Origin of the sequence: Kribbella sp. NPDC049584, assembly GCF_040675555.1 — a bacterium.
Taxonomy (GTDB): domain Bacteria; phylum Actinomycetota; class Actinomycetes; order Propionibacteriales; family Kribbellaceae; genus Kribbella.
In genome coordinates this window covers 48430-62968 of record NZ_JBFAPF010000013.1, presented here as the reverse complement: position 1 = coordinate 62968, position 14539 = coordinate 48430, and the positions used below count along the sequence as shown (strand labels likewise).

Below are 14539 nucleotides of genomic sequence, written 5' to 3'. Positions count from 1 at the left end.
TCACGGCCGAACCTTGATGATCGTCTTGCCCCTGGTGCGCTCGGTCGGGTTGAAGGCGGCGACGGCGTCGTCGAGGGAGGCGACGGTGCCGATGTTCGTCCGAAGGCGCCCGTCGCGCACGCGCTGGACGATCTCGATCAGTTGGGCACGGTCGGCCTCGACGACGAAGTCGATCGCCAGGCCGTCGGCGGGGCGCGCCTCGGGCGGCCCGACGACGGTCACCAGCGTTCCTCCGGGACGGACCAGTGCGGCGGAACGCTTCTGGATGTCGCCGCCGATGACGTCGATCACCAGATCGACCCCGCCGATGTCCTCCAACGAGTCGTTGCCGAGATCAACAAACTCCTGTACGCCGAAATCCAGCGCGGCTTCACGATCGGCCGCGCGCCCGGTGCCGATCACGTACGCGCCGAACTCACGCGCGAGCTGTGCCACGATCGACCCGACTGCGCCGGCCGCGCCGTGCACGAGGACGCTCTGCCCCGCCTGCAGACGGCCGTGCTGGAACAGCCCCTGCCACGCCGTCAGCCCCGAAATCGGCAGGCTTGCTCCGACCGTGAAGTCGACGTCGCCTGGGAGCGGTGCGAGGTTGCGTGCCTCGATCGCGACGTACTCCGCCAACGTGCCGTCGCGATGCCAGTCCGCGAGGCCGAACACCCGCTGGCCGACCGACAGCCCTGTCGTACCGTAGCCGAGTGAGGTGACCACGCCGGCAAGCTCGTGCCCGACGATCGACGGCCGGCGGTCGCGGTTGGCGCGATCGGTCCAGGTCGACGGCCACGTCACCTCGGTCGGTACGTATCCCGACGCGTGGACCTCGACGATGACGTCGTTGATCGCCGCCGGCGGCTCAGGACGCTCGACCAGCGTCATCCCGGCCGTTCCCGCGGCCTCATCCGTCACAACGATCGCCTTCATCACGCGCCTCCGGGTTGACTGGACTAATTCGTCCACAATAGTACGGGACGGTGGTGTCGGCAAACAGCGCTGAGGGTCGCTCGTCACCGGGCATCCAAAGGCAACGATGTCAGCCGCGATGATTGACCAAAAATGGACTATTTGGTCCATTCGATGGTGATGCTGAGCCATTCGAAGAGACCGGCGTGGTCCGAAAAGGTACCGTTGGATTGTGACTCGACCCGGAAGCGCGACGGTAGCTCCGCCACGCCAGTTGACGGCGCGCGGTCTGGCGACCCGGGCGCGGATCGTCGACGCGGCGGCGGACCTGATGTACGTGAAAGGCGTGAATGCCACGACGCTCGACGATGTTCGGGCGGCGAGCAGCACCAGTAAGTCGCAGCTCTACCAGCACTTCGCCGACAAGGACGAACTGGTCCGGGCGGTTGTCGCGAGGCGCGCCGGCCAGGTCATCGAGCGCGAACAGGGGTACCTGGAACGCCTGCGGTCGTTTCGCGGACTGGAGCGCTGGCGGGACGCTTTGGTCCAACGCAACGCCCTTCAGAACGGGGCGTACGGGTGCGCGCTCGGCTCGATGGCCAGCGAGTTGTCCGATCAGGACGACGAAGCCCGCCAAACGCTGGCCGAGGCTTTCGCGGAGTGGACCGGGCTGATCGCGGCCGGCCTTCGCCGCATGCAGGACGCCGGCTCGCTGAGTGATACAGCCGACCCCGACAAGCTTGCTGTCGGACTGATGGCTGCGCTACAAGGCGGATATCTTCTCGCCGAGACCCAGCACGACATCGCGCCGATGGAGACTGCGCTCGACATGGCGCTCGACCACATTCGGTCCTTCCTCACCAAGTGACCGTTCAGCGGTTGGCGAAGGTGTCGATGCGGTCCAGAGCCATGTCCAACGCGTCAGCCATCGGCTGGGGGTTGTGCGCGTTCTGAGCGAGGATGTATCCGCCTTGCAGAGCGGCCAGTAGCCCGGTCCCGAGCTTGTGCGGGTCGGCATCGTCGGTGAGTACGCCGAGATCGCGCAGGCGGGTCAGCGTCTCGATGAGCAGCTGATGCCACCTCTCGAAAGCCGCCGCCAGCGCTGCGCGGGATCGTTCGTCGTCGTCGGGCAGCTGGGCGCACAGTGTGCCGAGAGCGCATCCGTAGGAGCCGTCCGGCCGCGTGTTCGCCTGGACGAGCGCGTCGCGCCAGCGCCGCAACCCGGCAAGAGTTCTCACACTTGCCAGCAGGCCTTCTTCCCTGGTGAGTACCAGCTGCGACCGCGCCTCGACCACATCGTGGATCACGGCCGTCAGACCTGCCGCGGCCGGCTGAGAAGATCGCCGTACGCCGGATTCTCGTCGACGAATCGGCTGACGACCGGACAGTAATTCTCAACGGTTGGGTACTTCGTGCGGATGTCGTCGAGCGCACCGCCGATGAGCGCCCATGACAGCCCTCGTCCGCGGTACGTCGGCTCGATCACGGTGTGCGTGATCGACAGGTGCGAGCCGATCACGTGATACACGAGGAGCCCCGCCTGCTGGCCGTCGACGAGGAGCTCGTAGTACTCGTCGTCTGGGTGGTGGACCACGGTGACCGTCGGTGACTGCGGCGCTGGTTCATCGGCTGTCCGGTCGATGGTCAGCAGATCGGCCAAGGGAGCCTCCCACCCTGCCTCGAACGCTTCAGGCGGAAGGTCGGCCCGCCAGGTGAGGCTCGATCCGGCCTGATTACGGAAGTGGAGGACCAGTCGCCAGTCGTTCTCGGCGGCCTCTGTGCGCAATTCCACTCGCACGCTGCTCGGCAGCGAGTTGAGCATCAGCGGCCGCGTCTCCAACGGCAGAACGCTGTGCCCGCCTTCCGACCGTGCGGCGCCCAGATCCGCAGTACTCCGGCTCGCCAGCGTCACATCGAAACCGTCGAGCAGGCGCGCGGTCACGCTGACGTCGACAGTCCCGCCCTCTACGCCGCCCACCATCAGCTCCCCACCGCAGAGATAGAAACCTGTTCCATCGGGCCGAACAACCTGATCAGTCATCACTACGTCCTCGTGCGGGAAACGTCGACCATGGACCATATAGTCCATTTCCCATCCAATGTATCGCGCCACCCACGAGGACACCAACGCCGGTAGGCGCAGCCGGCAGATGTCACATCGCGTTGCCCTGCCCGGTCGTTGTGGGTGACGTCGGGTGGGCCGGTGTACGTCCGCTCAGGGGATCGGGATCGGTCCCGGAAGGAGGCCTCCGTCATGGCAGAGGACGAGGTGGGCCGCAACCTCAAGCAAATGGATGAGCTCGACTTCCACGGCTGGAACCGGGCTGACTGGCACGGCGTGTTCGCGCGCTGCCACACCGACGACGTGGTCGTGGAACTCAAAGGCCAACCGACCACTCATGGTCTTCAGGAGCACATCGAGGCGATGGAAGCGCTGGTCGAGTCTGCCGGTGGTACGCCGATGCAGCTCGCCTCACACCCGATCATGTTCGGCTCCGGAGACTGGACCTGTGTGGTCGGCGAGTTCGAGGCCGGCGGTCGGATGGTAACCATCGCAAAGTGGCGCGACGGCGCCATCGCCGAGGAGTACATCTGGCTCTGAGGCTCCGTCGAGGCGGGTTGTCGGTGGGGTCGGGCACGCTGGTGGGGATGGTTGCCGGCGTGAGGGGAAGTTGATGGGTGCGGAGTTCCAGTTGGTGGTTGATTGTGCTGAGGCCGAGGTGATGGCGCGGTTCTGGGCTGGGGCGTTGGGGTATGAGTTTGCGCCGGCGCCGGAGGGGTTTGCGACCTGGAAGGACTTCTATCGGCGGTTGGGGGTGCCGGAGGAGGAGCTGGGTGACGGGGTGGATCGGATCAGTGATCCGGAGGGTCGGGGGCCGGATATCTGGTTCCATGTGGTGCCGGAGGGCAAGGTGGTGAAGAACCGGTGGCACCTCGACCTTCACGCGAGCGGTGAGTGGTCGGACCCCATCGAGGCGCGGATTCAGCGTGTTGATGCCGAGGCGGCCAGGTTGGCGAAGTTGGGTGCGACCATCACCGGCGCGTTCGAGGAAGGGCTCGACCACTACGCGGTCGGGATGAAGGATCCGGAAGGCAACGAGTTCGACATCAACTGACGGATCAGTTCGGCCAGTTGGGGTTGCGGCCGAGGTAGGCGACGATGCGGTCGAGACGGTTGTCGCCGGACCAGGGGATGTCGGCGGCGAAGGGCGTGCCGGGGGCGCGGCGGACGTCGCCGGTGGGGACGATCTGCGCGACTGCGGTGGCGGCCTCCAGAGTGGCGGGCTCGAAGGTGACCGTCTTGCCGATGGACTTCGCGACGTCCCAGCTGTGGACGATGTAGTCGATGAAGTGGAAGCTGACAGCCTGCGCTCCCGGGAAGGCTGCGTCGGGTCCGAACTCGGCCAGCGGGAACGTGCGCTCGGCGACGCCGGGCTGGGCGAAGGCGTCGAGGACGTGTTCGGCGGACTCGACGTACGCCTTGACCGGATCGTCGCCGAGGTCGCGGAGCTTCCAGATCGCCGGGTCGGACTCGCCGCGGGAGGCGGCGGCGAAACCGTAGTGCTGGGTGGCCATGTGGGCGAGCAGACCGTACAGAGTCCAGGCGCGGCACGGGGTCGGCGTGGACAGATCGGCGTCGGTAACGGTGGAGACCAGCTCGATGCTGGTCCGGACGGCTTCGGCATCTAGTGCGACGTAGTCAACGATAGGCATGTGCATATCGTAAGCCCGCGCATATGATTGCGCCAGTGCTACCTTTTCATCCATGGCAACCGAGCGCCCCGATCTGGCTGCGATGCTTTACCCGCTGGTGCGGGAACTGATCGCGCTCGAGCTGCCGGTGCTCGCCGCACACGAGGTCTCGATGTGGGGCTACTCGGTCCTCACCGCACTCGACGACACCCCGGTCCGGACCCAGGCCGCTCTCGCGGAGGCGATCGGCGCGGACAAGTCGCGCATCATCGGCACGCTCGACGAGCTGCAGAAGGCCGGCCTGATCGAGCGCACTCCGGACCCGGACGACCGCCGAGTCCGACTGTTGTCCATCACCGCGGAGGGCCGCCGTGTCCGACGCGCCGTCCGCCGGGGTATCCAGGTCAAGGAAATGCAGGTCCTCGAGAGCCTCCCGGTTCCGGACCGCAAGACCTTCATCCGCCTCTTGCAGCAGCTCCACGCTTCACGCTGACGGTGGAGCCTGCTCCCTCGCGCGGGTGATCCGGTTGCGGCCGTGGCTCAACAGACTGGCTGCATGAGGCGTGCGGTTGTCCTGTGGGCGTTGGCATACGGCGGTCTGCGGATCTGGTTCGCGACCGGCCACGCACCGACCTGGAAGCTGCCCGGCAACGATCTGCTCATCCCGCACTGGGCTGCAGTCGCGGGCTGCGTCATCACAGCCCTGGCTGCAATCACCGTCCGCGACGAGCGGCCCGCCAACCGCGGTCAGCGGCTTGGTGGCGGGGTCTGGGTTGGGCGGTTGTTCTGGGTCCTGGCTGCCGGCTGGGTTGCCGCAGCAGCCTTCATCCTCCTCGACGTCGTCGCAGCCGTCCTGCCGGGCCTCGGTATCCCGTTCGATGCCCTCGGCATGCTCTGCCGGCTCGGCGCGATCCTCGGCGCGGTCCTGCTGGGCCTGACCGCCAAGGCCCACCAATCCAAAGCAAAGCCGTGGCCCCACTGGATTGCGACCCTCGGTGCGTGCCTTGCGGTTGCCGGCTGTCTCACCAGGCTCGCGGCTCAAGCAGCAGTCGGCTTCGGCACGACGCCGTACGGCAGGGATCTGTCGCTGGTCCTGTTCGAAGGCGGCTTCCTGCTCGTCGGCACGCTCCTGCCGTTCCTGCTGGTCCATCCGATCGGGCGGCGCTTCCCGCGCTGGATGCTGCTCGTCCCGGGGTTCACGCTCGGCGTCGCGATGACGGCGTACTTCGGGGTCGGTCTGGTCCAGATGATCGCCAACGTAGTGCAAGGCAAACCGGTGTACGGCGATGTGGGCCTGCCGGACGCGTTCTTCTGGGTGGCGGTGCCGGCGTACGTCGTCTGGGGCGCCGGTCTCACGCTCGCCGCCCGCGGCTATCAATTCACCACCCGCAAGGCAACCGATCCGGAATGTGATCTTCAAATCACGCGCTGATCGGCATCCACCGGACAGGTGCTTTGCTCCCTGTGCAGAATGGTGGCGGGAAAGCGCCACAGCCAGCCACAGCAAGCAACCGCAGCCAAATGAGCGATGTCCGACAGAGCAGGAGCGCCGATGGCCGACGACCGGGCGGCGCTGCTTCGTGAGCTGCACGACGTGCACGCCCCAGCGTTGTGGCGGTTCGTCGTCCGGCTGACCGGCGACGATCGGCTGGCCGAGGACGTCGTACAGGAGACCTTGCTCCGGGCGTGGCGCCGGCCGCACATCCTGTCCGAGGACGAGGCCGGAGCCCGGGCCTGGCTGTTCACGGTGGCGCGCAACCTCGTCATCGACGACCGCCGCAGTGCGCGCGTCAGCCGGGAGGTTGCCAGCGACGACCTTCCGGAGAAGCCGAGCGCCGACCACGCCAACGCAGTACTCGACGCGTGGCTGGTGGCCGAATCCCTGGCACAGTTGTCGGAAGAGCATCGGCAGGTCATCGTTCGGGCGTACTACGGCCGCCGTACGGTCACCGATATCGCCGAGGAACTGGACATCCCGTCGGGCACCGTGAAGTCGCGACTGCACTACGGGTTGCGCGCGTTGAAGCTCGCGCTGCAGGAGAAGGGGGTGACAAGTCAGTGAGCGACCCGTACCGGGAGTGGGATTCGGCGTACCTGCTCGGGGCGTTGTCGGCGAAGGACCGGCACGCGTACGAGGAGCACCTGCGTGGCTGCGCCGAATGCTCGGCAGCGGTGGCATCGCTGGCCGGCGTGCCCGGCGTACTCGCCGCCCTTCCGGCCGAGCGGGCGCTGGCGACCATCGAGTCCGAGCCGCCGAACTTGTTGCCTGGTCTGGTCCGCAATGTCCAGCGCGATCGGCGCAAGCAGCGCATCCGGCTCGGCGCCGTGATCGCCGGAGTCGCGGTCGTGGCCGCCGCGATCGGCGCCGTCGTCGCGATCCCACTGACCAATGACGAGCCGCAGGGCGACTACGTCGTACTCGCACAAACCGTGAGCAGCAAGCTGTCGGCGGACGCCCGGCTGGTGCCGGAGCGCTGGGGCACGACGATCGAGATCAGCTGCCGGTACGACGAACTCGCGACGCCGAGCGAACGGGCCCGCGGCTACGAGCTGTATGTCACCGACACTTCCGGCAAGGCTTCGCTGATCGCGAGCTGGACCTCGTCGCCCGGTACGACGGTGAAACCGGCCGCGACGACGAAGCTGCAGCGGAGTGAGATCAAGGCGCTGGACATCCGCAGTTCGGAGACCGGCCGGATCCTGCTCGCCGTGCACTTCTGAGTCGATTTCGGTGACGATTGATCACGCGCTGTCGGGGCACTTGGGGGTCACGAACGGTTGTCGCTCGAGAGGCCGCCGATCCAGGCCCCGGTGTTCAGGGACGTGCACCGGGGTCGCGGCATTGCCGCGGTGGCGTGACCTGGTCGGAAGAAATTCCGGGGGATCCTGTAACACTCACCCCGTTATCAGCGATACACCCTGTGTAACGCCACTGAGGATCCCGTCCCAGGTCAACCGCCCGAAGGGCCTGGGGCGGGGTTCCTCTCGTTCGTCTGAGGCGCCACGGCGGCGTTATACGGACGTTGGCCCCCGGTGATGCTCACCCGGGGGCCATCGTCTGTGCGTTCCCTCTCCCTAGGACGCTCTCTCCGTGCCTTCCGACTCCGGCAGGGCGATCCGGTCCGCCGGGAGGCGTTCCGTCCGCTCCGTACCGTCATCGCCCTCGTACTGCACCATGGCGGTCCATCCCGACTTCTCATGGTCGCGGCCGATCAGCCAGCCGCGACGCCACTGGCCGTCAACGCGGACGACCACATGGCTGGGCAGAGGGAGACGGGACACCAGCTCGGTGCCGGGCTCGAACTCAGTCATGGCCGAAGGCTAAGTGCTATCGACGCTGAGCGCTGCCTGAAAGCGTGTTCCCTTATACACTTCTCAGACTCCGGACGAGAGTCCGAACGCTTGTACTGCGCCGTTCACCTTGAGTGCACGCCCGCCTGGTATGTGACTTACCCAACCCTGTTGCAACGCGTGAGAACACAACGCCGCGCCGACCGCGCCGGCCAGATGCGGGCGTCGTTCGGTCACGTCCAGGCATGACCTCACGGCGGGGCGGCCTCGTCGTACCTCGACCTTGACGCCGAGATTCTCCAACCAGGCTTGGCCTTCCGGCGTCAGCGCGATCCCGTCCGACCAGTCGATCAGGCCACGCTCCGTCATCGCGTCGGCCAGGGCGACGCCGAGTTTGCCTGCCAGGTGGTCATAGCACGTCCTAGCTCTCGCGAACGCGTCCCGCTTGCTGACTGCTGACAGGCTGTTCGCGACTTCGGTACGTCGTGGTGCCAGCGCGGCGAGCCCTTCGATCAACTCGGCTGTATCGGGTCCGGTCAGCTTCACGTAGCGGTGCCGCCCCTGCCGTACTTCGGTCAGCAGACCGCCGCCGACGAGCAAGTTGAGGTGCTCACTGATCGTCGGCCGCGACACCTTCGCCAACTTCGCGAGCTCGGTCGCCGTCCACGCCCGCCCGTCGAGCAAGGCCAGACAAACCGTCGCCCGCGTCCCGTCGGCAAGCATCCGCGCCCAACCGGCCAGCTCCTCACCTTCGGCACTCATACCGCCCATCATGCCTTGGCGTCAGTTAGGCGGCCGCCGAATTGTCCGGTGCCTACTGTCGATTCACATGACCCATCTGACTATCGAACCTTCCATCCTGTACGTCGGAACGCCGGTAGCGCTCCTCAGCACGGTCAACGAGGACGGGACTGTGAATCTCGCGCCGATGTCGTCCGCGTGGGCGCTTGGTGATGTTGTCGTCCTGGGTGTCGGCATGACCGGTCAGACCGCGATCAACCTGCGCTCCCGCCCGGACGTCGTGATCAACTTCCCGTCGCCGTCCCAGTGGGAAGCCGTCGAGCGGATCGCCGGCCTGACCGGCCGCAATCCCGTGCCGGAGTCCAAACAAGCCCGCTTCCGCTTCGGACGCGAGAAGTTCGCGGCCGCCGGCCTCACACCGGTCCCGTCAGAACTGGTCACACCACCCCGCGTCGCGGAATGCCCGATCCAGTTCGAGGGAACCGTCACCCAAGCCGACCTGGATGCCAAGGGCAACTTCCTCATCGCCCAAGCCGAGGTCCTACGAGTCCACGCCGAGCAAGCAATCGTCGTCCCGGGAACCTCCCACGTAGACCCCGCCGCGTGGTCCCCCCTCATCTACAACTTCCGCCACTACTTCGGCCTCGCCGAAGAACTAGGCGAATCCTTCCGAACAGAAACCCCCAGAAACCGCACCTAGGAGGCGGTCGGCTTACAGCAGTCGTAGGCGGTCGAGTTCTTCCTCGTTGAGGTGTACGTCGAGGGACTTGAGGGCGTCGGGGAGGTCCTGGGTTGGCACGGTTTGCTTGGTTGTGTGGCCGTCAGCGTATTCCGTGGTGAGGGTGTTGCCTATCAGTCGTCGTACGACGCCGTCGGACACGCGCATTACCACCGGGCGGCCGGTGAATGGGGAGTTTGGGTGGGTGGAGACGTAGTGGTGGTAGACCTCGTAGTCGATGGGTCGCACCGGCTCGTCGTTGGAGGCGTGTTGCGGCTCCCAGCCGTCCGCGGTCTTCTTCGACAGCGTCCACACGTCGCCGTCGAGCGTGAGTCGATGATCCCAGCCGGCCTGGTCGACCACGACCCCGTCCTTCAGCGGAGTCGGATAGAGCTGACCGGCCCCGAAGCCGACGTCAGCCAGGAACCACGACCCATCAACCCCCACCTTCAGCAGGGCGTGCGTACGCGGGCCCGCCTTGTGCGGTTGCACCCGGCCAACCCGTCGTACGACGTCGAACCCGAGCTGCTCGAGCGCCGCGCCGAACAACAGCGCGTGCTCGTAGCAATACCCGCCGCGCTGCCGGCCGACCAGCTTCGCCTGGATCGCATCGAGCCCGATCCCGGGGTGCGTCCCGAGGATCACGTCGATGTTCTCGAACGGGATCGCCAGCACATGCGCCCGATGCAGACTCCGCAACGCATCCGCCGACGGCGCCACTCGCGCGTGCCCGATCCGCGCGAGGTAGGCGTCCAGGTCAAGGCTCTCGATGTTCCACATGGTCCCTAGCCCAACACTTCAAGCCTGCTTCAGGTCAAGTTCCGTGAAGAGTGTGAGTTGAATGCCACCAGGCGTTTCGAGCCGCGCGTTGAGCGAGTTCCACGGCGTTCGGGTCGGTTCCGCGATCACCGTCGCGCCGGCGTCGGCGAGCTTCTGCGTCGTCGCCGCGGAATCCTCCACCTCGAGCGCGACCCGGTACTTGCCCGCGACCCGCCGACCGACCTCGACCGCGTCGATGAAGTCCGCCTGCCCGGGATCCGCGATCTCGAGCGTGGCCCGTTCGACCTCGAGGATCGTCACCCGCCCGTCCTCCGAGGAGTACGACGCCCGCTCCGGCAGCCCGAGCACGTCGCGGTAGAACGCGACCGCCTCCTCGTAGTCGTCCGCCGTGACCACCAACCGTAGTTCCTTGACCGTCATGCGATCAGTATCTACAACCGCGAGACCTGATAGTGCGAGATGAGCCAGCCGCCATCGGTCCGCCGAAGAATGACCAGCAGGTTGACCGGGATCGTCGGCCGATCGGTGAAGGTGAAGTCGACGGCCAAGTATGCGAGCAGCGTGTCCTCGCCGAGCTGGCGGGTTTCCAGCAGTCTGTACTGCGGAGACAGGCCGACGGGCTGTGATTCGTAGTACTCCGCGACGGCGTCACGGCCCACGCCGTACGGATGCAGGCCTTGGAAGATCGCGTCCTTGGTGAAGAGCGCGGCGGCACGTTGCGGATCGTGGTCGTCGATGGCTGACTTCCACTGGGCAAGGACGTCGTACAGGATGTCGTTCATGTGAGTTCCTTCGGTTGATGGCGGACCAGGAGTGCGGCCGTCGCGGCGAGAGCCACGACGCCGGCGCTGACCAGGAGCGCCTGGTGATATCCGTTGTGGAGCACAGGTCCGACGGCCAGCGGGCCGATGATCTGGCCGAGGCTGTAGCCGGTGGTGAGGATGGCGACCGCGTGCGGCACGTTGAGTTCGGCGCCGATCGCGATCGCGAGATTGGCGACGCCGAGAAACGTCGCACCGAACAGCGCCGCGGAGATCAGCGCGGCCGCGATCCCGTGGATGAAGGTCGGTAGCGCAACGCCGACTGCCTGCAGGAGCAGCGCGACCAGCAGGAGCGTCGACCGCGACCATGATCGACTCAACCAGGCCCAGAGCGCGGTCGACGGCAGGGCGGCCAGGCCGACGATGATCCAGGCTCCGTTGCCGACAGCACCGGATGCTGTTTCGTTGATCGCGGCAACGAGGAACGTGCCGGCGATGATGTAACCGATACCCTCCAAGGTGTAGCTGGCCAGCAGTGCATTGAAGTGTCGCGATCTGGTGCCCCGCGCAACAGTTGATGACCTGGCCGACCCGGTCAGGTGCCAGGCCGGAATCGTGCAGGCGATCGTGAGCAGTGCCGTGATCCACCACGCCGTACGCCAGTTGCCGCCAGCAAGTACTGCGCCCGAGAGCGCGATGCCGGCGCCGACTCCGCCGAATGTCCAGCCAACGTGGTGACTGTGCAGCCGGGGGAGTACGGCGCTGACCGCGATCACGAACACCAGCGCGCTCGCGATCCCCGCGATCAACCGCAGCCCGAGCCAGAGCGATCCGCTCCGACCGAGTGGCATCAGGGCGAGCGTCGCGGCGAGGATGAGCATCGATAGCCGAAGCACCCAGCGTGAGTGGATCAACCGCGGTACGGCGATGGCTGCCAACGCACCGGCGAGGTAGCCGGTGTAGTTGGCCGTCGCGAGCGCGGCGCCGAGCCGCGGTGACAGGCCGACCTGTGCGTGCATCATCGGCAGGATCGGCGTATACGCGAACCGGCCGATCCCCATCCCGCCGGCCAGCGCCGCAGCCCCCTGCCCGGCCAACCGCCAAGCGGCTCGACCCGCTGCGAACCTCTCACTGACCGCGGCAGTCGCCGACATCTCAGTGGCCTGCCTGTTGGCCGCCATCTACGTGCAGCACCTCGCCGGTGACGAACTTCGCGCTCTCCAGGTAGGTGATCGCGTCGACGATCTCCTCGATCTCGCCGAGCCGGCCGACCGGGTGCAAAGCCGCCAGGAACTCGTGCGTCTCCTCCGGGTGCATCGGCGTACGAATGACGCCGGGCGCCACCGCGTTGAACCTGATCCCCCGCGCGGCGTACTCGGTCGCGAGCGACTTGGTGACCGAGTTCAGGCCGCCCTTGGTCAGCGACGCGAGCGCGGACGGGACCGTGCTGAACGCGTGGTCCGCGAAGCTGGTGGTGATGTTGACGACATGCCCGCCGTCCTCGTTCTCGAGCATCGCGGTGATCGCCCGGCGCGTGCTGTCGAAGAAGCCGCGCAGGTTGAGGCCGGTGATCTGGTCGTACTCCTCGTCGGTGTACTCGGTGAACGGCTTGGCGACGAAGACGCCCGCGTTGTTGACGAGCGTGTCGATCCGGCCGAAGGTGTCGAGGCCCTGCTCGATCACTCGCGCGCCGGCGCCCGGCTCGGCGAGGTCGGACGGGACGGCCAGCACGAGCGGGTCGTCGGAGCGCGTGATGGTCCGCGAGTTCGCGACGACGGCATAGCCGAGCTTGCGGTACGCCGTGACCAGGCCCGCCCCGATGCCCTGCGACGCTCCGGTGATCACGGCGACTTTCTGGTGGTTCATGGTTCTCCTTCTCGAGGTTGTTGATTCGATGGTGGTCGAACCATGCGAGCTTTTCCACGACCGGTTTGCTCCCAGCTGGGAGGCTCCGCCTACTACGCTGTGGCAGGTGGAGCTGCGGCAGTTGCGGTACTTCGTGGCGGTCGCCGAGGAGCTGAACTTCGGGCGGGCCGCGGCCCGATTGCACATCGCCGGGCCGTCGTTGTCACAGCAGATCAAGTCCCTCGAGCGGGATCTTGGTGTGCGGCTGTTCGAGCGTGACCGCCGTACCGTGACGCTGACCGCCCACGGCGAGACCTTGCTGCCGCAGAGTCGGGCGTTGCTCGAGCAGGCGGACGCGCTGCGGCGTACGGCGCGGGGATTCGCGGCGAGCGAGCCCGTGCGATTGGGGTACGTCAGTTGGCGACCTCCGGATCTGGCCGAGCGGGTGTCCGGTGTGGCGCAACTGCTGGTCGACGCCTGGGTGATGCCGTCGCACACGCAGGCCGCGCGGGTCGCGGACGGGAGTATCGACCTCGCGATCTGCTGGGTGCGCGCGACCGACCTGGCCGAGCAGGAACTGTCCGGCCGGCTGCTGGGTGCGGATCGGTTGTTCGCGGTCTCGCCCGGCGGCGAGGTGCCGGTCCGGGCGCGGGACACGGTCGTGCTGGTCGATGCGGACACGGAGGCATGGGCTTCGTGGAACATCTACGCGGTCGAGTTTGCCCGCGCGACCGGCGCCATGGTCGAACGGATCGAGGATCACGGGATCACCGGTCCGGCGTTCTTCGATCACGTACGGCGGTTGGGCCGGCCGATCGTGAGTTCGCCGAAACGGGATGCGACACCGTTGCCGCGAGGGTTCGTACGCCGACCAGTGGTCGAGCCGGTTCCGATCTGGACCTGGGCGCTGGTAGCGCGGCAGGACGAATCGCGTCCCGCCGTACTCGCGGCTGTCGATGCGCTGACCCGGGACGTGAAGGTCGACCTGGACCCGGCGGCGTCCTGGTTACCTGCGGATGATCCGTTTCACCAGGCCTGAGACAGGGCCGTGGTGCTCGGCGTCAGGCGGTAGCCGGCGTTCGCGGAGAACTCCGCGGACAGGGCGAACCGGTCGCCGCGCACAAGGGTGTGGCGCCACTCGACCGCGCTGTTCTGAGCGGTGCCTTGGCGGACGATCGAGAAGACCGCAGCGTCGGCGGGGCAGTGCAAGAGCGCTCGCTCGGACGGGCTCGGGTTCACGGCGCGGATGTCTTCGCGGCCGTGGTCCAGATTGATGCCGCTGCGGGTGGAGAGCTCGTTGTAGAGGCTGGTGTGGGTGAAATCGGCGTCGAGGAGCGGTTCTGCGAGAGTCGCGGGGAGCCACACGCGGTCGAGTGCCAGCGGCTCGTCACCGGCGTACCGGAGGCGCTCGAGGTAGAGCAGCGGGGTCGATCCGTCCAGGTTGAGGCGGGCGGCGATCACGCCGTCGGCACGGACATCGAGCGCGCGTACGGCGCTGCGCTGCGGGAGGCCGGACTCCTCGACAGAGGAGAACAGGCTGTAGAGCGCACCCATCGGCTGCCGGATCTCCGGCACCGTCGCGACCCGTGGCTGGCGTCCGCGCTCGGCGATGATCAGCCCGTCGGTCCGCAGTTGAACGAGCGCCTGGCGAACCGTGTGCCGGCTGACCTCGTACTCGTCGACCAACGCGAGCTCCCCGGGGAAGGCGTCGTCGAACTCCCCGGACCGCAGTCGCCGGACGAGATCCTCCTGCAACTGCTTCCACAGCGGCCCGCCGCCGGCACGGTCCAGCCTGCCCACGCTCATCCGTTCC

The 14539-nt window shown here is 67.1% G+C and carries 21 protein-coding genes; 9 read left to right on the top strand and 12 right to left on the bottom strand.

Annotated elements, in window-relative coordinates; genetic code table 11:
* Complete coding sequence (locus AB0J62_RS34440; RefSeq protein WP_363880396.1) at nucleotides 1-918, bottom strand: NADP-dependent oxidoreductase; 918 nt, start codon at nucleotides 916-918, stop codon at nucleotides 1-3.
* A gap of 211 nt (nucleotides 919-1129) precedes the next feature.
* On the opposite strand from AB0J62_RS34440, the gene AB0J62_RS34435 reads away from it, so the two are divergent.
* The gene (locus tag AB0J62_RS34435; protein ID WP_363880393.1) at nucleotides 1130-1765 is read left to right on the top strand and encodes a TetR family transcriptional regulator; all 636 of its coding nucleotides are present in this window, start codon (nucleotides 1130-1132) and stop codon (nucleotides 1763-1765) included.
* A gap of 4 nt (nucleotides 1766-1769) precedes the next feature.
* Here AB0J62_RS34435 and AB0J62_RS34430 read toward each other — a convergent pair whose 3' ends face one another.
* Nucleotides 1770-2204, bottom strand: a complete 435-nt coding sequence (locus AB0J62_RS34430) for a TetR family transcriptional regulator C-terminal domain-containing protein (RefSeq protein WP_363880390.1) — start codon at nucleotides 2202-2204, stop codon at nucleotides 1770-1772.
* A gap of 5 nt (nucleotides 2205-2209) precedes the next feature.
* A complete protein-coding gene (locus AB0J62_RS34425; RefSeq protein ID WP_363880387.1) occupies nucleotides 2210-2938 on the bottom strand; it encodes a GNAT family N-acetyltransferase in 729 nt (242 codons plus the stop codon).
* 213 nt (nucleotides 2939-3151) lie between these two features.
* Between AB0J62_RS34425 and AB0J62_RS34420 the strand changes: the two genes are divergently transcribed.
* Nucleotides 3152-3499, top strand: coding sequence for a hypothetical protein (locus AB0J62_RS34420; RefSeq protein ID WP_363880384.1), 348 nt, complete (start codon nucleotides 3152-3154; stop codon nucleotides 3497-3499).
* Between the two features lie 73 nt (nucleotides 3500-3572).
* A complete protein-coding gene (locus tag AB0J62_RS34415) occupies nucleotides 3573-4013 on the top strand; it encodes a VOC family protein (RefSeq protein ID WP_363880381.1) in 441 nt (146 codons plus the stop codon).
* 4 nt (nucleotides 4014-4017) lie between these two features.
* Here the strand turns inward: AB0J62_RS34415 and AB0J62_RS34410 are convergent, their stop codons facing one another.
* The gene (locus tag AB0J62_RS34410) at nucleotides 4018-4611 is read right to left on the bottom strand and encodes a TIGR03086 family metal-binding protein (RefSeq protein ID WP_363880378.1); all 594 of its coding nucleotides are present in this window, start codon (nucleotides 4609-4611) and stop codon (nucleotides 4018-4020) included.
* Between the two features lie 52 nt (nucleotides 4612-4663).
* Here AB0J62_RS34410 and AB0J62_RS34405 point away from each other — a divergent pair, with 52 nt between their 5' ends.
* The 4 genes from AB0J62_RS34405 (at nucleotide 4664) to AB0J62_RS34390 (ending at nucleotide 7311) form a co-directional block, all read left to right on the top strand.
* Nucleotides 4664-5083 (top strand): MarR family transcriptional regulator, encoded by a 420-nt coding sequence (locus tag AB0J62_RS34405; protein ID WP_363880375.1) that lies wholly within the window; start codon nucleotides 4664-4666, stop codon nucleotides 5081-5083.
* Nucleotides 5084-5146: 63 nt separating this feature from the next.
* Nucleotides 5147-6022 carry a hypothetical protein gene (locus tag AB0J62_RS34400; RefSeq protein WP_363880372.1) on the top strand — a complete coding sequence of 292 codons (876 nt, stop codon included), beginning with the start codon at nucleotides 5147-5149 and terminating at the stop codon, nucleotides 6020-6022.
* A 120-nt stretch (nucleotides 6023-6142) separates the two neighbouring features.
* A complete protein-coding gene (locus AB0J62_RS34395) occupies nucleotides 6143-6652 on the top strand; it encodes a sigma-70 family RNA polymerase sigma factor (RefSeq protein WP_134105726.1) in 510 nt (169 codons plus the stop codon).
* Complete coding sequence (locus AB0J62_RS34390) at nucleotides 6649-7311, top strand: zf-HC2 domain-containing protein (protein WP_363880368.1); 663 nt, start codon at nucleotides 6649-6651, stop codon at nucleotides 7309-7311. Before AB0J62_RS34395 ends, AB0J62_RS34390 begins: the two co-directional genes overlap by 4 nt.
* A gap of 354 nt (nucleotides 7312-7665) precedes the next feature.
* Here AB0J62_RS34390 and AB0J62_RS34385 read toward each other — a convergent pair whose 3' ends face one another.
* Both AB0J62_RS34385 and AB0J62_RS34380 read right to left on the bottom strand, forming a co-directional pair.
* Nucleotides 7666-7902: a hypothetical protein gene (locus AB0J62_RS34385; RefSeq protein WP_363880365.1), complete on the bottom strand. Its 237-nt coding sequence runs from the start codon at nucleotides 7900-7902 to the stop codon at nucleotides 7666-7668.
* Between the two features lie 63 nt (nucleotides 7903-7965).
* Complete coding sequence (locus tag AB0J62_RS34380) at nucleotides 7966-8643, bottom strand: helix-turn-helix domain-containing protein (RefSeq protein WP_363880362.1); 678 nt, start codon at nucleotides 8641-8643, stop codon at nucleotides 7966-7968.
* Between the two features lie 67 nt (nucleotides 8644-8710).
* Between AB0J62_RS34380 and AB0J62_RS34375 the strand changes: the two genes are divergently transcribed.
* Nucleotides 8711-9322, top strand: coding sequence for a flavin reductase family protein (locus AB0J62_RS34375; protein WP_363880359.1), 612 nt, complete (start codon nucleotides 8711-8713; stop codon nucleotides 9320-9322).
* Between the two features lie 12 nt (nucleotides 9323-9334).
* Here AB0J62_RS34375 and AB0J62_RS34370 read toward each other — a convergent pair whose 3' ends face one another.
* The 5 genes from AB0J62_RS34370 to AB0J62_RS34350 are packed head-to-tail and all read right to left on the bottom strand — an operon-like array spanning nucleotide 9335 to nucleotide 12747.
* Nucleotides 9335-10120: an arylamine N-acetyltransferase gene (locus AB0J62_RS34370; RefSeq protein WP_363880356.1), complete on the bottom strand. Its 786-nt coding sequence runs from the start codon at nucleotides 10118-10120 to the stop codon at nucleotides 9335-9337.
* 18 nt (nucleotides 10121-10138) lie between these two features.
* A complete protein-coding gene (locus tag AB0J62_RS34365; protein WP_363880353.1) occupies nucleotides 10139-10540 on the bottom strand; it encodes a VOC family protein in 402 nt (133 codons plus the stop codon).
* Nucleotides 10541-10551: 11 nt separating this feature from the next.
* Complete coding sequence (locus tag AB0J62_RS34360) at nucleotides 10552-10902, bottom strand: SgcJ/EcaC family oxidoreductase (protein ID WP_363880350.1); 351 nt, start codon at nucleotides 10900-10902, stop codon at nucleotides 10552-10554.
* On the bottom strand, nucleotides 10899-12062 hold the full coding sequence (locus tag AB0J62_RS34355; protein WP_363880347.1) for a YbfB/YjiJ family MFS transporter: 1164 nt from the start codon (nucleotides 12060-12062) through the stop codon (nucleotides 10899-10901). The genes AB0J62_RS34360 and AB0J62_RS34355 overlap by 4 nt, the downstream gene beginning before the upstream one ends.
* Nucleotides 12037-12747: an SDR family oxidoreductase gene (locus AB0J62_RS34350; protein ID WP_363880344.1), complete on the bottom strand. Its 711-nt coding sequence runs from the start codon at nucleotides 12745-12747 to the stop codon at nucleotides 12037-12039. The genes AB0J62_RS34355 and AB0J62_RS34350 overlap by 26 nt, the downstream gene beginning before the upstream one ends.
* A 106-nt stretch (nucleotides 12748-12853) precedes the next feature.
* On the opposite strand from AB0J62_RS34350, the gene AB0J62_RS34345 reads away from it, so the two are divergent.
* Nucleotides 12854-13765, top strand: a complete 912-nt coding sequence (locus tag AB0J62_RS34345) for a LysR family transcriptional regulator (protein WP_363880341.1) — start codon at nucleotides 12854-12856, stop codon at nucleotides 13763-13765.
* Here AB0J62_RS34345 and AB0J62_RS34340 read toward each other — a convergent pair.
* Nucleotides 13753-14532, bottom strand: coding sequence for a GntR family transcriptional regulator (locus AB0J62_RS34340; protein ID WP_363880338.1), 780 nt, complete (start codon nucleotides 14530-14532; stop codon nucleotides 13753-13755). The two genes, AB0J62_RS34345 and AB0J62_RS34340, sit on opposite strands and share 13 nt — an antisense overlap.
* Nucleotides 14533-14539: the final 7 nt, after the last annotated feature.